At 57.2% G+C, this 16,872-nt stretch carries 12 protein-coding genes; 6 read left to right on the forward strand and 6 right to left on the reverse strand.

The genetic code is table 11. The features are described from left to right. Nucleotides 1-60: 60 nt before the first annotated feature. Nucleotides 61-360, forward strand: a complete 300-nt coding sequence (locus AC5P7X_RS13585) for a helix-turn-helix domain-containing protein (RefSeq protein WP_495215003.1) — start codon at nt 61-63, stop codon at nt 358-360. A 56-nt stretch (nt 361-416) separates the two neighbouring features. Next, nucleotides 417-1,610, forward strand: coding sequence for a hypothetical protein (locus tag AC5P7X_RS13590; protein ID WP_495215004.1), 1,194 nt, complete (start codon nt 417-419; stop codon nt 1,608-1,610). Nucleotides 1,611-2,879: 1,269 nt separating this feature from the next. On the opposite strand, the gene AC5P7X_RS13595 is transcribed toward AC5P7X_RS13590, so the two are convergent. The 6 genes from AC5P7X_RS13595 to AC5P7X_RS13620 form a co-directional block, all read right to left on the reverse strand. Continuing rightward, complete coding sequence (locus AC5P7X_RS13595) at nt 2,880-5,639, reverse strand: caspase family protein (RefSeq protein ID WP_495215005.1); 2,760 nt, start codon at nt 5,637-5,639, stop codon at nt 2,880-2,882. 44 nt (nt 5,640-5,683) lie between these two features. Then, a complete protein-coding gene (locus tag AC5P7X_RS13600; RefSeq protein ID WP_495215006.1) occupies nt 5,684-7,249 on the reverse strand; it encodes a hypothetical protein in 1,566 nt (521 codons plus the stop codon). A 263-nt stretch (nt 7,250-7,512) separates the two neighbouring features. Next, nucleotides 7,513-8,253 carry a TIGR02391 family protein gene (locus AC5P7X_RS13605; protein WP_495215007.1) on the reverse strand — a complete coding sequence of 247 codons (741 nt, stop codon included), beginning with the start codon at nt 8,251-8,253 and terminating at the stop codon, nt 7,513-7,515. 311 nt (nt 8,254-8,564) lie between these two features. Next, nucleotides 8,565-9,089 (reverse strand): putative glycoside hydrolase, encoded by a 525-nt coding sequence (locus AC5P7X_RS13610; RefSeq protein WP_495215028.1) that lies wholly within the window; start codon nt 9,087-9,089, stop codon nt 8,565-8,567. Between the two features lie 354 nt (nt 9,090-9,443). Beyond that, nucleotides 9,444-9,620: a hypothetical protein gene (locus AC5P7X_RS13615; protein ID WP_495215008.1), complete on the reverse strand. Its 177-nt coding sequence runs from the start codon at nt 9,618-9,620 to the stop codon at nt 9,444-9,446. A gap of 40 nt (nt 9,621-9,660) precedes the next feature. Then, the gene (locus tag AC5P7X_RS13620) at nt 9,661-9,873 is read right to left on the reverse strand and encodes a hypothetical protein (protein WP_495215009.1); all 213 of its coding nucleotides are present in this window, start codon (nt 9,871-9,873) and stop codon (nt 9,661-9,663) included. A 489-nt stretch (nt 9,874-10,362) separates the two neighbouring features. Between AC5P7X_RS13620 and AC5P7X_RS13625 the strand changes: the two genes are divergently transcribed. The 4 genes from AC5P7X_RS13625 to AC5P7X_RS13640 all read left to right on the forward strand — a co-directional run bounded on the left by AC5P7X_RS13625 (nt 10,363) and on the right by AC5P7X_RS13640 (nt 16,530). Continuing rightward, nucleotides 10,363-12,480, forward strand: a complete 2,118-nt coding sequence (locus AC5P7X_RS13625; protein WP_495215010.1) for a peptidase domain-containing ABC transporter — start codon at nt 10,363-10,365, stop codon at nt 12,478-12,480. After that, complete coding sequence (locus tag AC5P7X_RS13630; RefSeq protein ID WP_495215011.1) at nt 12,477-13,721, forward strand: HlyD family secretion protein; 1,245 nt, start codon at nt 12,477-12,479, stop codon at nt 13,719-13,721. The genes AC5P7X_RS13625 and AC5P7X_RS13630 overlap by 4 nt, the downstream gene beginning before the upstream one ends. A 782-nt stretch (nt 13,722-14,503) precedes the next feature. Further along, entirely contained in the window at nt 14,504-15,679 is a 1,176-nt protein-coding gene (locus AC5P7X_RS13635; protein WP_495215012.1) for a hypothetical protein, read from the forward strand. A gap of 512 nt (nt 15,680-16,191) precedes the next feature. Then, a complete protein-coding gene (locus AC5P7X_RS13640) occupies nt 16,192-16,530 on the forward strand; it encodes a hypothetical protein (protein WP_495215013.1) in 339 nt (112 codons plus the stop codon). The last annotated feature ends 342 nt before the right edge of the window (nt 16,531-16,872 follow it).

The raw sequence follows: 16,872 nt of genomic DNA on the forward strand, positions 1-16,872 counted from the left end.
GATCCTAGGCCAAAAATCGCCTCTTGCATACTATGCATCGGATGCATATCATCCAAAGTTATGCAGCCCGCCCCTCCTTCTGCCACCGCTCAGCTGGTGAAGTCGTCCCGAAAGAGCTTGGGCCTCAATCAGTCGGATTTTGGCGCTCTAATCGGCAAGTCCCAAGGTGTTGTTTCTCGTTACGAGAAGGGTGAGGTTGCTCCGCCAGGTGACGTGGCTATGCAGTGCGTGAATATCCTCGCGGGGGCGGGCGAGCTGACAGTTGGGCCGACCGGCTCTCTGGACGAGTTGGTGGCTGTGTTGGAGGGCGCTCTTGCGCTGGCCCGCTCGATTAGGGATGGCCAGAGGGGTCTCACCTAGAGCGACCGTAAAAGCGATAATCCCCTTCTGCCAAGGCAGGCTCGAGACCTCAACTAATGCAAACCCGCACCGTCCACCCATTCCCCGCCCGTATGGCACCTGAGTTGGCTCTCAACTCTTTGGCATCGTTGCCCACAAGTAGCGTGGTTCTGGATCCAATGGCTGGATCAGGTACGGTACTTCGCCAGGCCCTGTCGTTGGGCCATAGCGCTATCGGCTTTGATATGGACCCACTTGCCGTCCTGATGAGCCGTGTATGGACGTCTCAGTTCGATGGTCAAGCTGTAAACGAGGAACTAGCTTCTGTTCTTGAGGAGGCGAAGGCGGTGGACCTTCGTCGAGTGCGATTGTCTTGGCAGGACGAGGAGACCAAGGACTTCATCGCCTACTGGTTTGGTCACCCGCAGCGGCTGGCGCTGACACGCCTTGCAGCCGTGTTCGACCGGCGCCGTAGGACAATTCGATCGCAATCCCGTCGCATGGCGCTGGATGTCCTGCAGATTGCTCTCAGTCGCATTATTGTCACAAAGGAGCAGTGTGCTTCCTTGGCACGCGACACATCTCACAGCAGGCCGCACAGGGTGGCCCTCGTTTCATCTTATGATGTGGTTGAAGGCTTCAAGAGATCTGCAAGTCAGCTCGTCACTAGACTTTCTGCGAATCAAGCTGCCAACCACGAGAGGGGCAAGGTCACAGTGTCTCTGGGTGACGCAAGGGCCATTGATCTCAAGGAGGGCAGCGTTGACGCGATCATGACCTCGCCGCCCTACTTGAACGCAATTGATTACATGCGTGGTCACCGGCTTTCGTTGGTATGGCTTGGCCATAGCCTTGCCGAGCTACGGGGTATCCGATCCACTGCGATCGGGGCCGAGCGTGGTTACGACGCTCAGTGTTCAGTTGCGGATTCGATCGCAGCGGCCATGTGTGACTTGGATCGTCTGGATCCCAAGCAGCGCAAGATGGTAATCCGGTATGCCGGCGACATGGAGCGAATGATGTTCCAGGCCCGCCGAGTGTTGCGCAAAGGTGGAACGGCTACCTATGTACTTGGCAATTCCTGTCTAAAAGAGGTTTTCATCCGTAACTCGGACGGTGTGGCCAAGGCTGGAATCCATGCAGGTCTTACATTGATTTCTGTTGCTGAGCGCGATCTTCCTGCAGCGAGTAGATATCTTCCTATGACGAAAACGGGAAGCCTTTCCAAACGAATGCGCACCGAGACAATTCTCACTTTCGCTAGGGAGTAGTCGTGCCTGCGCCAAGTGCGGTGCGACTGGAAAAGTCTGGCTCCAAGGGGAAGAGGGCGCTCAGGCCGGTAAGCGGTGTCTTCTATCTGCTACCACAAGAGGCGAGTTCCTCTAGCCATGCCCAATTGTTGGTAGCGGAGCATGCGACGTACACCATTGGAGGCGGATTGGCAGGGGCCGGATCACACGAGTGCTAGCATCATCGCCCGGGGCCTTCTAGGCGGTGCCGCCTGGTGGCATCACAAGAAGCCGCTGAGATCCGGCAGGGCGGCGAATGGCATATCGATGCTCGGTGCAGTTTTTGGCTAACTGCGCGGCGCCGTGAGCACTCAGAGCGGTTTAGTTCGGAGGGCGGGATTCAGGCAGGAGATCGGCCTGCCTCTACTCTTCCTTGGGGATTTCAATGTCGGTCGAACACGGTCGCACCTGGAGGAGAGCTTGTGTCTAGTGGCTACGCAGCCGTGTCCCTAGGAGACATCATTGCAGCACTGTCTGCACTAATCGCGTTCAGTTCTGGGATCGTCGCCTATTTTTCAATCATTGTTCCGCGGCGGACCCAGAAGAGCCGGGAGATGCGCGATCAGGCAGTCCTGTCATTGGATCGCGCTTTCCAGGTGCTCGCAGGTAGTTCGGCGTCTGGCGAGCCGCCGGCGGCTGATCGACTGTCCTGGCTCACGGCGGCCCGTCTCCTCATTCAGTATCAACGACTTAAGAGCAGGGTCGTGCTTGAGGAGCACAAGTTGGTTCTAGACGAGCAGGAGGAGTATTGGAGGCATCGCTTCTACCTTTTGCTTCAACCAACTTCTAGAGTAGGTGCTTCGTACTTCCACGGGTCGAATGGACGGGTGGGAATCTACCCGGATTCGGCGGTCGTCATCTATCGCTTTGTATGTTGGCCTGAAGGTAGGCCTGATCCCATTGATGATGCAGTCGGGGACGTGGCCATTGATGAAGCTGCATTTAAGGGTTTCCCGAGCGTACGCGAGTTTCTGGCTGCGTCCCGCAGGCCTAATGAGCCTGAGTAGAAGCCTAGCTTGGGGGCTGTCCCGAAGCGATCATATGGACGAAGTTCGTCGCTAGATTTTTGGCTGTGATGCCTAGGAAATCGTCTGAGGCTCTGCCGTCTTCTAGCTTGGTCCGGTCCGAATGACAGGCAGCGATGCATGCTTCTAGCTCGTGGAGAGCCTCGACTGCGAAATCAAGCTGTCCGAACACCTCTGAGATTGCCTGAATCTAGTTCACGGACAGGTAGTGCTGCCAGTTCATTCCTCAGTAATCGTCCAGGGAGAGGTGCCTAGAGTGCTTCGACTTGGTGGCTGTCGAGTCTAGGGTGGGTTCATCGACGACCACTGATACCCACTCGATCAGGGGATCGGGGCCTGCTTGGCGGAGCGCATCCACGTAGAGCGTGTTGTACGCTGCTGCGGCATAAGAGGAGGACAGCATGAACTGCTTTGCCAGGGCGAAGACATCGGACTCGGGTGGTAGCGAGACAGTGATGGATTCGTCAGTTGCGGAATCGGTGTGGCGAATCTCGGTCAAGGCATCCAGCAGGCGTCGACGGAGCGCTTGCTGGAAGGGGCTATGGTCAGGATTGGGATGCTTAAGACCTTCCTCAACTGGTACCCAGGTATCCAATGACCAGGTTGGATTGAGCTTCGGTTGGGTCACGCTGTTGGTGTGCTTCTCCGCCAAGTCGCGCTGATCCGTTTTCGCCTTGGCCATTAGCCGCCGTCGGAGTACTCCACGGCTATCGATTGAGCGACGCCAGAGAGCCCATAGGCTTCCGCCGGTCTGCCATTGCCCGACCTCCTCGAACAGTTCCGAAGCTAGCCCGCTCCGTGCCTCGAGCTTCGCAGCGAGCTGCCAAGAAGTGGCGAGCATCGGCGGGTCATGTATCGTATGGCCTGCGGTCGGCAGCCCCAACCACTGCGCGAGCACAGCGAAATCGCACAGGCCTTCTCTGAGCTCCTCGGGGACAGCTAGAACGCACTTTCGCACCATGTCGATCTGCTGCGTTCCCTGCTGGTAAGCCGCCTGCGCTGCGTACAGGGCCCACATAGGGCTGGCCATTGCTTGCTCGGGTGAAGGCACTGCCACGTTCCGGCCAGCAGCCAACTGCATCCGTGCCGCTTCCGTCGCAAGCCCGATCGGATCGAGCAGCAGTGACGCGCTCCCCGTCCGGACCAGATGGATAGAGGCAGTTGCCAAGTCCAGCGCTAGTCTGCCGTCGCCGTCTGCCCCCGGTAGCGTTGACGGAGCGGCGGCACAGTCGAGATAGACTTCGGTGCGCCATCCTGGGATTACAGGGACGACCAATCCATCCTCAGTCGCCTCGCTCGAGGGTGAGGTAGTTCGTAGAGCGAGGCTGCCGGGAGTTACTGCCGTCTTGACATAACCATAGCCGTGCAAATCATCCGCTCCTTTCTGGACGAAGCGCCTTTCCCAAATTGATCCCACGAGGGAACTGAGACTCCAACGCTGCCACGGGAGTTCGGCATCTGTCGCCCTGTTTGGGTTGAGGCTAGAGTCACGCGCGAATACAAAGACTTCGCCGCTCTCGCCAAGATCGCCGACCTGCTCCACGGAAACAACGGAGTATCTGGCGGCAAGGTCGGCGTGATACTCGTGCGCATTCGAGGTCCCGGCGACGGGAGCGGCTGACGAGAACTGCGGCTCGGGTAACAACTCGTCGAGAGGTGCATCCGTGACGATGAGCAATGACTGCATCGATGCTGGGCCGATGCGCACCAGGGTTTTGTAGAGTCCTTTGGGCAACAACAGGGAGACTGTTCCGGTACCGATGCCGACGCGGGCGTAGCTTGCATCGAGTACCGTAATCTCCGCATTGGGGTTAGCCGTCCTCAACATCACTTGTTGCGGCGCAACCTCTTCAGCCGGCAAGGCGGGCATAAGAGTCGGTATGGCAATGGGGCAGGGGCCGCCTGCAGAAGACGACTTCGGGTAAGGTACCTCGAAGGCGATGTCGGGTTGATCTCCTGGTGTGAGCACAAGGTGCAGCCCTGGCGCCAAGTCCACGATGGGGGACTCGAAGCGGAGAAGATCGCTACTTCGTAGCCACCTGCCTTCAACCGTGCTCATGGGGGCTGTGGGCTGGGAGGGAGCGCTATCTGGAGCAGGGCGCCGATCTATGTAGGCAGACTTGGAAATGACGCGGCTCAGGTCAACGGCGACCCGGTGAGAAGAGGTGAGCGCTGCGGCCGATGCGGAATGCCGATAGAGCCTAATCCGCTTCTGCGAGGCCGGAATTAGCGGAGGCGTATATCCAGTTTCTTGCTCGTAACGATCGGCCCAGAGCACCTGGAAGTGGTCCGCGACGCTACGATCAGTGACCCAGCCATCCGCGTCCGGTGATGCGGTGCGCAGGGCTTCTAGCAGAACGCTAGTGAAAAGGCCTCGGTACTGGCCGTTCTGGCCGATATTGCGCTCAAAAGACTGGCGTCCGCGCGGCGCACCATAGGCCTGAAACAGTCGCACATCTGCGGTTCGTTGACGATCTGGTGGGGTCCAGGTTGGCTCAAGCACTTGGCTAGCCTTAAGTACGTCCTGGCAGCAGTCCGTTACAAGAATTATTTCATCGAAAAAACCCGCGCTGGCAATTTTCGACGCATACCGCAGGACGGCGATATGCGCCGTGTCACCGTTCTGCGCGACGGCCGAGAACAGTGCCGGATCATGGATCATCGAGCCGGCGGTGAAACCGTGTCCGGCAAAGAAAAGATACAACCGCTGCCCAATACGGTCCTGCCATCCTGTCTGGGTACGTAGCCAGCGATTGAGGGCCTTCTTGAGTTCCGTCTCGGTAGGATTTGCATCGTCAGGGGTCGCTGCCACGCCATAATCCCGCGACCGGATGACTTGGATGTGCTGGGGGGCGAGGTCGCCGTACTTCGGGTCGAGCAGCCATTGCCGGAACTCGTCGCCATCGTTCTCGGGCCCATGGAGGTCGCTTAGACCGGGATAACGATTAATTGTGAGCACTATTGCATAGTGATCATCGCGCGGCATATCCGCCTTTCTCCTTGGTAGGCAGTGGGGGGGGCTCCGGTATGTCACCAGCCGTTCAGGACACTCTCGACACTGAGCAGTGTGTCTTCGTCGTCGTCGAATGCTCCGTGATCAATGCTTGCGCTGTTCAAGCCCGCCGTTTGTCCTTGGGACTTCGACCAAACTGCGCGGTTCGGCGCAGCTCGCATCCACGCACGTACCGCCGCAATCTCTGGAAAATCCTTGTCGGAATAGATGTGGTTCCAAGCGAAGAAGCGTTCCATGCCGAGCAGTGGCATATCTGGTTCGTCTACGAGAGTTCCGTTGGAACTGGTACGCGATTCGAGGACACCAGACACCAGATAGAGAAGGGAGCTGGGATAGATGAATCGTTTCCAGTCCTGACCGTTGGACAGCTGAGAGTCGTCGCCCACGACCTGATCGTCCCGCTCGAACTCATCACGCATGCCAAACATGCGGAAATGACGAATGCGGTCGCTATGATGGACAATTGTGGTGGCAAAACGCTCGTAGGTGACCGCGGGCGCCAAGAAAACGATGTCGAATACGATCTCGGCTGGTAGGAGCTTTGCGGCCTTGTCGAGCCAGTTGGCGATGTAGACGGCGCCCGTACTATGGCCGACCAGGGTGATCCTCGACAACAGTGGCTTGGAAGCATGGGCTGCGCGCAGCCGTTCCAGGAGCGCGGTTCCGGCACACAGATCAGTGCTGTCTCCGAAAGCATCGAGAGTGTCCTGCTTCATGCGGTTCCATTGAAGCGCCTTGCCCCATTCATTGAGCCCGCTTCCGCCGAAATGGACACCACGCAGTACTTCCTCCACCACCGTGGCATACAGGCCATGATCGCGTTGATCTGCGTACCGACGCAAAATGCCTTGCAGGATGCGCTTCACCAGAAGGGCAACTTTGAACCAGACGATCGGCCCGCGCGCACCCTGTGTCCCAGATACCTGCGTCGCCACCGCCTGTGAGAACGCGGTGTCTCTAAGGCTCATTCCCTCCCCCACGAACGCGCCACCTGTCTTGTCGGCAAGCGGGGAAAGGGTGTGCATGGCGTTCGCAAATTCGCTATCAGTTTGAAGATCAGCCTCGATTTCGTCGTCGTCGACCATCTTGATCGCCGCTCGTGCAACTGAGTGACCCACGATAGGCTTGAAATCGCGGTATGGCACGTGATGGCGACTGGGATCGTTCCAGTAGGTATCAATCGCTTGGCGGACCTTCTCTGCATCGACGGTGCCTGGGGCAATACTTCGGGCGCCATCGCTTCCTCCCAAGTGACGGAGAGCGTACTCCAGCGCTTTGCGCACCAGATTCTTGAACACTGGCTCACCTGGCAATTCGCGCAGGTTGTTGCGGATCGCTTCGACGAAGCCCGACTCCCACACGGAGAATACCGGGTAGGCCGATTGAGAAAATCGCTTACTAAGCCGCTCGGCAATACCTATGCCCGCCGCCTTGTCGACCAGCCCCCCGTGGTAGTAGAGCAGCAGATGACCACGTCCGTCCTCTCGCAGTGCAGTGACGATAGCGTCGATATCTTCAGGCTTCGTATCGGTTCCGGTGCCGATGCGGCCGTTGCGACTGTGTATTTGATACGGACCGCCCATAGCTACCCCCGCCCCGCGCGACCAAGTTTATGCCAGACCCAGAGTGCCATGAGTTCTTAGAGCGGGCAATTGGCCACCCGCTAGGCTGAAATGGGCTACTGGTGATTTGACTAATCGGAGGGTTCGGGGCGGTTTCTCCACCAGTGTACTGGTCGGGGGGAGCACCTCGCACTCGGCATCCGATAGAGCCCTAGGGCCGGCGGGGGGGGGGGGGGGGGGAGCGATCGGTCACGGCCGGGACTCTATGTTATTTGCTATGGAGCCTACTCGGGACCTACGGCCGTGAGCGCTACCGGGACCCGGCGGTCGACAATTCCGAGCAGATGGCTGGCCAGAATGATCATCTCGACCGCCTCCGAAGCGGTGATCTCTACCGCACGGTGGCTGGACGGATTTTTGTAGGACCCGATGGCCCCTGCCATCAGGTGCTGCAATGCCTCTTGCTCGCCGCGCGGCAGCCTGATGTCAGTTAGGGGGCCGGCGGATGTCTTGTCTGTCTCTGGCCTAAAGGCCTTCCGCATCAGGTCCATGCCGATGTCAGTCTGACTAAATCCTCCCGCTCGCCGTACGGCGATCTCAAGCTCCCTGAAGCTCTGGAATACCGACGTCTCGTAATCGCCCCGAAGAAACGTACCCCAGACTCTCTCGGCAATAGTCGGGTGCAGTGCCCCGCGCGGCAGTAGGCTCGCGGACCGATGCGCTGAAAAACTCTCTGCGTTCGCCGCTGCACGGCCACGCTTGGTGATGTAGTACCAGTTGTTGTGATCAGGCTCCATGGCTAGGAAGCCTTCGCGCTGAAGCCACATCCAGGCCTCGATGAGAGCTCGACGCGCGGCTTCCTGTTGCTCTGGTGGATAGTTGGCGACTGCATGCGGCGATGCGAAGTTGCCAGGAGTCATTTCGGTGCGTTCTGCGGTAGTGAGATAAGCAAGAACGACGCCGCCGAGCTCTTCAGGCTCAAGTCCTAAGATCGCTTCTGCATCCGGATATTGATGGCTGAACATCGATGTGCTCCTAATGTTGGTAGCAATGATGCCCTTTCCGAACGTTAGGCGCGAAGCGGTAATCTGTTGCAGGGCCCACTGGAAGAGGACCACGGCCGTCTCCAAGAGGCCGCGGAGGGTCTACGTAGTTTCACCGAACGAACTTGCGTTATAAGGCACTCCCGAGATCTGCCAGCTCGCCGACGTATGCGACGGCGCTCACCGGTCCAGGCAGTCCACCTTGCGGTCGAATTCGGTGCCAAGGGCGACCGAGGTAATCGCGAGGATCGTGCCTTTTCCAGCACGGAGCGCAAACGGCACACTCAAGCGACTCATGTCTGCGCCGGTTCGGGCCAGGCACTTGAGGGAACGTCCAGTCTGATGCACTCGTTACGCGGCAGTGCCGACAGGGTTAGGCCCAGAGCGACCTCGGCACCACACGATGCTCCGCAGGAGGCACTGAGCGTAACTGCGGATTCCGCCAGGATCTCTTCGACTCGCACTGTCGCTACCATCGAGAGCTCGCCGTTCGTCTCGCGCGACCAGTCCAGCGGAGTGTTGGCCTGCAAGGCCACGGCGGCGGGCGCCCGGAAGCTGAACTGGCGTGCGCCTGCCTGCACATCCGAATTGATCGCGATCATTGCCAGTGACTGCTCGGCAGTCGCTGCATTGGGATGCACGACATCGATTGATTCGCCATTGGCGGCAGTCAGGCGCAACATCAGGCCGGTGCCAGCGGCACCACGAACGAACAGGGGCTCACTACCCGCGGCGTCCGGATCAATTCGTTGTTCCCCACGGCCAAGATGGCTGCGATCAAAACCCAAACAGACGCGCGAGCCAGGCGACAAGTGCATTGACACGCACCGATCTCCTCGCCATAGCTACTCCTGCGGCGCCTCGCGTCTCAGGCTGACCTTCGACCGTCCGGTGGACAGGCGCTGGGTCAGCGCTGGTCCGGGTATCTAGAGGAACGATGGAGGCGAACCCCGTCCACAATCACCTTAATCAGCGACAGAAGGATTGTGAAAGAAGAGGCCGAAAAAACTATGTTTACGATATTTCCTTGAGCAAGGGCCGCCTTGAACACAATGATTGAGAGTATCGCAATATAGAGCGCGGCAGTGGTTGCTACATAAACGTTCTTCATCTCAAATATCTCAGCTCTTTGTACCCCTTCTCGCGATTGCGAGAAGGGGTAAGGGGCAAATTTAAGCGCTCGCACTCAGCACTACAACGAGGGCAACCACTCCGGAGATCGTCGCGGCAATCTTTGCACCTTTCATAATGGCCTCGCCTACTGCTTGGCCATCTGCTGCACCGGCGGCTCGAGTAGCTTCGCTACCACCAGAAATCCACATCACCTCTTCTGCGGTCATTACGCGCATATCACTCTCCTTGTTGAATTCTATGAAGCAAAAGATTCACTCAGGCTTCGTTCCACATTCCCTTGAGAACCCCGCCCACAAAACCGGCGGCATAGTCAACCGCATCGCCGACTGCCGTGGCGGCGTCTTGTACCGCCCCGATCGCACCATTGATGGCATTAATCGCGCCGCCTGCAGCACCAGCGCTTCCCGCATTTCCATTGAGACTTCCACCAGACACGGAAACCATCTCTCCAAGATTCAGTTCACGCATGTACAACTCCCTATGTAAATGTGCACAGAGCCCCTGTGCCGAGGTCTGGAGCATCCCCAGATACAATGCAAATTCAACTGGCAGCCTGCCAATAGCGGTGATAGTGGTGACCGGATAGCTCCCATCGGCCCGACATCTACATCCACAGCTACATCAATTATCAACAACTATTCCTAGGCATCGTTTGACAGAACTTCGATGGCCTAGTGTCCTGAGCCCCCTTAGTGAGCGAGATGGATAGCATTCCTGCGTTGTTGCGTCAATAGCCTTTGGCATCAGAGTTACGGAAGCTCGCAATTTGCCGCATGTCCGTGCGTCTGATTTCCCGCTCGCAACGCACTGCCCTTGCAAATGGCTATTGCGATCTCCGACCTTCTCTGTGTATGAATAGAGCCCAGTGGAGATCGGGCTGTCGTCATCTTCCTTCAATGCCTAAGGGGCTACCTAGGCTCCTCATGCGCTTGGCGACCAAACGGGAAATGTTCAGGGATGGATGAAATTTTGCAGTCAGAAGCCGCTGAGTGCGGCCTCGCTTGTTTGGCCATGATCGCCTCTCACCATGGCAACCGCACTGGTCTACGTGAGCTGCGCCGGCGGCATTCGCTGTCTCTCAAAGGCGCAACGCTTTCCCAGTTGATGGATATCGCGGCGCAAATGGGTTTCATATGCCGTCCGCTGCGATTAGATCTGGAGCACTTGGCGGAGCTGAAACTTCCGTGCATCCTGCATTGGGACCTCAATCACTTCGTTGTACTCACACGTGTCCGGAAGCGCCACGTCACGGTCCTTGATCCCGCATTTGGAAAGCGCGTTCTGGCCTTGGCGGAATTTTCGCAGCACTTCACGGGCATTGCGCTGGAGCTCAGCCCCGGCGCTGATATGAGTCCATCAGCGCCACCGCCCGCGATTGCAATTTCAGAGTTAACGGGAAGAGTTAGTGGTCTGTGGCGCGCACTTGGGCTCATTCTTCTTCTATCACTGGCTCTGCAGGTGTTTGTGCTGCTGGCGCCCTTCTTTATGCAGTGGATCGTCGATCAGGTGTTGATCGCGGCAGATCGCGATCTGCTGACGGTGCTTGGCATCGGATTTGGCTTTGCAGTGTTGTTGCAGATCGGAATTGGTATGGTGCGAGGGTGGGCTGTCATCCATCTCTCCAGTCGACTTGGACTGCAATGGACGGGGAATGTCTTCAGCCACCTGATTCGACTTCCACTTGATTTTTACGAGAAGCGCCATCTGGGCGACATCACCTCACGCATGGGCAGCGTGCAGGCTATCCAGCGCACCCTTACCACAAGCTTTGTGGAGGCACTGATTGATGGCCTCATGGCGGCCGTGACGCTTGGCATGATGCTGCTCTATAGCTGGAAGCTTGCATTGTTGACGCTGCTCGCCGTCGGCCTTTACCTGATTGTGCGCACCTTGGCATTTCGTACGCTTCGTAACGGCACTGAGCAGCAGTTGATCGCATCTGCGCTTCAGCAGAGCCATTTGATGGAGACCATTCGGGGCGTGCAGTCCATCAAGATTGCGGGCAGGGAAACTCTGCGCCGCTCGGGCTACTACAATCTGATGAATGCAACAGTCAATCGCGACGTTTGGCTCGCGCGAATCGGGCTGGCGTTCAATAGCACCAGTCAACTCATCTTTGGTATAGAACGCATAGCAGTCATCTGGATCGGAGCCATCTTGGCGATGCAGAACGTCTTCTCAGTTGGCATGCTCATCGCTTATCTCGCCTACAAGGATCAGTTCGCTCAAAGGATCAGTGGTCTGATCGACAAATGGATAGAGTTCCGCATGCTTAGGCTGCATGGAGAGCGGCTATCTGACATCGTGCTGACCGAGCCTGAATCTATTGGAGAGAGTGCTGCCGGGGTGGGCCTGCCGGCCGAGTTGCGTATTGAGGTGGAAAACCTGAGCTTCCGCTATGCGCCAGGGGAGCCGTGGGTGATTCGCAACTGCAATTTGTCAATCGAGCCCGGAGAGTCGGTCGCAATTGTTGGGGCATCTGGATGTGGGAAGACCACACTTCTAAAGCTATTGCTTGGCCTCTTGACGCCAACCGAAGGACAGATTCGGGTTGGCGGGGTTCCACTGCAGAAGATTGGAATGGAGCACTACCGCCGCGTCATTGGTGCCGTGATGCAGGATGACCAGCTCTTTGCCGGGAGCATTAGCGACAACATCAGTTTTGAGAATGAAAACATGGACGAGTATCGCGTTCAGGAGGCGGCCAGGCTAGCGGCAGTGAGCGAAGACATCGCGGCAATGCCGATGGGATACAACAGTCTGATTGGGGATATGGGCACGACTTTGTCCGGCGGTCAGAAGCAGCGAGTGATTCTGGCCCGAGCCTTGTATCGGAAACCCCAGTTGTTGTTTCTGGACGAGGCCACCAGCCACCTTGACGTGGAGCGCGAACGACTGGTCAATGAGGCAGTGCGTCAGCTCGACCTAACGCGCATCATCATTGCGCATCGCCCGGAGACGATTGCAAGCGCAGATCGAGTCATGGTAATGCATGCAGGCGCGATCGTTCGAGAATTGAACCCTTCGGCAAGTCAAGAGAGCGACCGGTCAGTGATCAGTGAGGTGCCTGCATGAACGGGCTCTTTCGCAGGGAAGTTCTTGAAGCGAAGCGCGGGAGCTGGCTTGGAAGCATCTCACTTGCACAGCCCGTGAGGCTGTGGGTGCTCGCAGTCTTAGCGGCCACTTCTGCTGCCGTCGTAGTAGGCTTTCTCATCTTTGGGGAGTACACCCGACGCTCCAGAGTTGAAGGTGAACTGGTTCCGGACTTGGGCCTGTCCACGGTGGTAGCGCCTTCTGCTGGCGTTGTCGCCACGCTGCATGCAGAGGAGGGTGACCGCGTTCAGAGACAGGCGCCATTGCTCTTGATCAACGTGCCGAGAGTCACTGCAGCCGGTGACGATGCGCTTAAGATCATGCGTGAAGGGCAAGAGACTCGGACAGTGAGCTTGGGAACGCTTCAGGATGCACAGGATCGACAACTCCAAGTCCAGCAGCATGGCATCGAGCGGCAGCGCGACGCATTGCGTCGTGAGCTAAAGCAAATCGAAGGTGAGATCCAAACTCGTGGGGAGCAGGTGCGGATTGGCCAGGAAACAGTCCAGCGCTTCCGTCAAGTGGTCGATCAACGCTACGTCAGCTTGATCCAACTTGGCCAGCAGGAGCAGTCGATGTTGGACATGCTCAATGCACAGCAATCTCTACAGCGTCAGGCAACGTCAATGCGTCGCACGCTTGCTCAACTGGAGCAGTCACTTGCGGAGCTTCCCGAACAGCGGCGCGCTGCCCGAGCTATGACCGAACGTGACTTGGCGACGCTCAGCCAGGAGTCCGTTCAGGCAGAGGCCAATGGCGAACTATTGCTGCGTGCTCCGGTCTCTGGGCTGGTTGCTAGTAGATTGGTAGAAGCGGGGCAGGCGGTGCAAGTCGGTCAGCCGATTCTAAGCCTGCTGCCTCAGGGGTCAAAGTTGCGCGCACAACTGTTGGTGCCAAGCGCCGCAATTGGGTTCGTCAAGCCCGGCGATCGCGTGCTATTACGTTACTTGGCCTATCCGTATCAGAAGTTTGGAAGTCACGAGGGCACGGTCATTCGCGTTTCTCGGAGTGCAGTTGCTGCTGCCAATTCCAAGGGGGAAGCGGGGGAGCCCGTCTATCGGGTGCTTGTTTCCTTGGACAAACAAAGTGTTCTGGCCTATGGGGTGCCAGAGGCGCTGCGCCCAGGGATGCGTTTGGAAGCGGACATCATGGGAGAGCGCAGGCGACTGTACGAGTGGGTCCTTGAGCCACTGTACTCGGTAGTGGGGAAAGTAGGAGACTAAGGTCTGTACTCTTCGCGGTCAGCATCCTTGGGGTGCACAGCCTCGGCAACACCCGCCGAACGTCATCCCACTTCGATGCCATCAACACTCAGTCGCCTCCAGAGGACGCAGAAGTACATAAGCGTGCCAGCTTGTTGATGGCGCTTGCCGCATCGGAGGCCTACATCGAGGGCCGCATCACCGAGGCAGCGGGTCAAGCCCTGGGCAAAGATGGAATCAACGGGTCGGATTAGAATCTTCTATATGAACTCGTCAGAGAATGACCTTCTTCTGATTGCGTGGCCAAGATCTTCGAAATTACGTTCAAATCGACGTCTGTGGTGGCTGGTCGTAGAGCAACCATGATGCCGCCAGGGCAAAAGCCCAGCTCAACCTACTCGCAAAAAATGGGGTGACATTTCTCATCGGTCACTCAGGTCCGGTGCCGCCAACCGAGCGCTGATGCGGTTAATCGTGAAGATCTGCGGAAACACATTCGTTTCATCTGCGATCTGGTCGCGGCAACAGACAGCTACCTCGACCGGAAGCTGGGAACTGATTCGGGCATTAGGTTGAGCTGGCACGCAGGCCCTCCAGGTGCTTGGGAAAATTCACGTGAGGCAGGTGCTGACGTCCACGATAGATTTGTTGCGTAGCTAGCTCGTGACATATCGCGGCGCATCTTGAATTTCTCAACCTTGTTCTTGCAGGCTTGACTACAATCTGAGGAGCGGGGCGGCCATTCAGTGTCCGTCTGCGAGCAAAAATATCAGTGCATTGAACGCCTAGTGGCAGGGGGATTAATGAAAGAGGGTCAAGTTAAGAAAATCAGACTCGCGTACGCGTCGTTGGTAGATCGTTTGTTTGGAGATGGCTCCGCCGATTTCGATGCAGCCGCGGGTATCTCTAATAATGTGATAGGAGCAATAGCACATCCGAGCCAATTTGATGCGTTCAAAAGTAATTTTGAAGCGCGCCTACTGCGTCTTCGGGTTGCAGCCGACAGAGATCCGGCGCTCCGTAAGGAAATCCTAGGGGCGGTAAATCGCGTGGCGGGCAGGGAGTGGGACGGCGCTTACGCTGAGCTCTGTGCGCTGGACTATTTCTTGGCAGATTGGGAAATGGAACCGGGCACCGTCGTGCTGGATCGGACCGTGCGGTCGAGTGAGACACTGGCGTCCGAGATGGGAATGACGGATGCAAACCACGACCTTAGTTTTACCAAGCTCGGAGTCTCCGCTGATACCAAGGTTCTATCCGACAAGTCTGGACAGATCTTGGAGGGCATCTTCAAGTCATACCGCGGCGCAAAGAAGATACAGGCATTGTCAATATTGCCGGAGTACGATCCAGCTGCCGATTACAGTCAGTTCTCGGATAATCGCGCGGATCTTCTCAAAGAGTTGATCGACAATGTTGACCCTCACCTGAGGCCAAGACATCTAAGAAGCAAGGTCATCGAAGGCCTTTCCTATAGTTTTGGCTGGGATCCGGGTGTGCAGTTCGCGTGTAGCACGTACTGTCCCCACGAGCACGCAAAGCAACAGCATCGCCTTTTATTTCAGCATGCGAAGAAGTTCTCGCGCAACGAGGCAAGTGTCATCGTCTTTGTTATATTTCCTTGGTTCTCGCAGAAGGTCTATCAGTTTAGGGATGCGACGCACACATTTTTCAAGGAATTCGCAGATAACTTTTTCCATGGATACATTGGTTCCAGCATCCCGGCGTTTGATTTCAATGCAAAGTTCAAGTCAAGTATAAGCGTTGAGGATGTTACCCGGCACCTCTCCGGGGTTGTGTACCTTCAAGACTCCGCCGTACACCCGGGTGGCCCCGATGAACTGGGAATTGAGGCGAGCTATGCGTGGAATCCGAATGCGCGACATCTTCTGAAAGGTCATGAGTTTGAGGCGCGACTGAATCGGAAGGGTGCTGTCGATCTGAGTACGTTCGAGCCGGAGCGCAAGAACGAGAGATGAGCTGCCTTGGAAAAATTGGGTGTGCTGGCTGAGCATCGGGGCGTTCATAATGAAGGTGGCCATGATGTCCTTTCCGCACAATCGATGCGAGCGGCACTGGGTTGTGGATGGGGAGGGGCGCTGGGGGGCGTCTTCACCTTGGTTGTCGGCCTCCTGTTGGCCGTTCGATCACCACCATGGTCGAAGCAAATGCTCTGAACAGCGGGCCGGTTCCCCAGGCGCAGCCCCGAGGATGCACGCCATGCATCTGTTGACGCATCTCATAGTACTTATCACCGGCGGTTGAGGAGTCACATCACGCCCAAGATTGCACATCCATTAGCGGCAAGTGGACCGAGTAGCTTGGTTGCCGTTTCTACGGGGCATCAGTTATTTGACGGCGCGACTGCCTTTTTACTTTCTTCGACGTACTCGCGAAAGCGTGTGCGAGCCAACAAAAGCGCTATGCTGCGAAGCCCAGCCCGCTTGGGGTGGGAACCCCGGCCCAATACATGAGGTGAACCATGCGATCGATGCACGAAGTTTACAAAGATGCAATCGAAGTAGACGTGCGGAGCGGGGACTGGAAGGGGGTTTCGATTGATGGCGGCGAAGGATCGCTGATCAATATCGACATCGATGAGGATGAGATCGATGTTGATTACTCGGACATCGTGAACGGCCGCATTGTTGTGGTCGCTAAGGGTGTTGGCACGATCTATAGTAAAGACGGAGACGGGGAGGACCAGGAGCAGGATGAGGATGTGGTCATCACTGCGAATATCGAGATCTCCATCGAAGGCCCCGGGAAGAACGGCATCTATCCGATCAGGATCGCGGTGGAGGGCGTGAGCGTCCAGATCGACGACTGACCAGGACGCTCATCTCTCAAAGGGAGGCCTTGTTGGCTTCCCTTTTCAGAACGATGTGGACCGATACATGGCGGCACGTCAACTTGGGGAGGGCGGGAGCAGTCCCTACGGGTTGAGTGCGGCAGGTGCACGGGGCCGGTGCCTTAGGTCTCTAGATTGCCCCGCCGAAGTTGGTGATGGATTGGAGAGATTTTGCGCTTGGCTAGAGTCACATCAATCCGTACGAGAAGTTGGGGAGAGGTGCTCGGGCTTGCGTTCCTGAATCAGGTGGGAAGAGAAATTTGAATCTCGATGGACTGGATCACCATTTATACTGGTTCGCGTCGTGGATCTCAGACTTCG

It is taken from the genome of Stenotrophomonas sp. YJH_SMC_53, from assembly GCF_059369995.1.

Bases quoted from the DNA above. Each gene is read 5' to 3' on its own strand.
- AC5P7X_RS13585 (WP_495215003.1), top strand. From the start codon at position 61: ATGCAGCCCGCCCCTCCTTCTGCCACCGCTCAGCTGGTGAAGTCGTCC.
- AC5P7X_RS13590 (WP_495215004.1), top strand. From the start codon at position 417: ATGCAAACCCGCACCGTCCACCCATTCCCCGCCCGTATGGCACCTGAG.
- AC5P7X_RS13595 (WP_495215005.1), bottom strand. From the start codon at position 5,639: ATGCCGCGCGATGATCACTATGCAATAGTGCTCACAATTAATCGTTAT.
- AC5P7X_RS13600 (WP_495215006.1), bottom strand. From the start codon at position 7,249: ATGGGCGGTCCGTATCAAATACACAGTCGCAACGGCCGCATCGGCACC.
- AC5P7X_RS13605 (WP_495215007.1), bottom strand. From the start codon at position 8,253: ATGTTCAGCCATCAATATCCGGATGCAGAAGCGATCTTAGGACTTGAG.
- AC5P7X_RS13610 (WP_495215028.1), bottom strand. From the start codon at position 9,089: ATGCACTTGTCGCCTGGCTCGCGCGTCTGTTTGGGTTTTGATCGCAGC.
- AC5P7X_RS13615 (WP_495215008.1), bottom strand. From the start codon at position 9,620: ATGCGCGTAATGACCGCAGAAGAGGTGATGTGGATTTCTGGTGGTAGC.
- AC5P7X_RS13620 (WP_495215009.1), bottom strand. From the start codon at position 9,873: ATGCGTGAACTGAATCTTGGAGAGATGGTTTCCGTGTCTGGTGGAAGT.
- AC5P7X_RS13625 (WP_495215010.1), top strand. From the start codon at position 10,363: ATGGATGAAATTTTGCAGTCAGAAGCCGCTGAGTGCGGCCTCGCTTGT.
- AC5P7X_RS13630 (WP_495215011.1), top strand. From the start codon at position 12,477: ATGAACGGGCTCTTTCGCAGGGAAGTTCTTGAAGCGAAGCGCGGGAGC.
- AC5P7X_RS13635 (WP_495215012.1), top strand. From the start codon at position 14,504: ATGAAAGAGGGTCAAGTTAAGAAAATCAGACTCGCGTACGCGTCGTTG.
- AC5P7X_RS13640 (WP_495215013.1), top strand. From the start codon at position 16,192: ATGCACGAAGTTTACAAAGATGCAATCGAAGTAGACGTGCGGAGCGGG.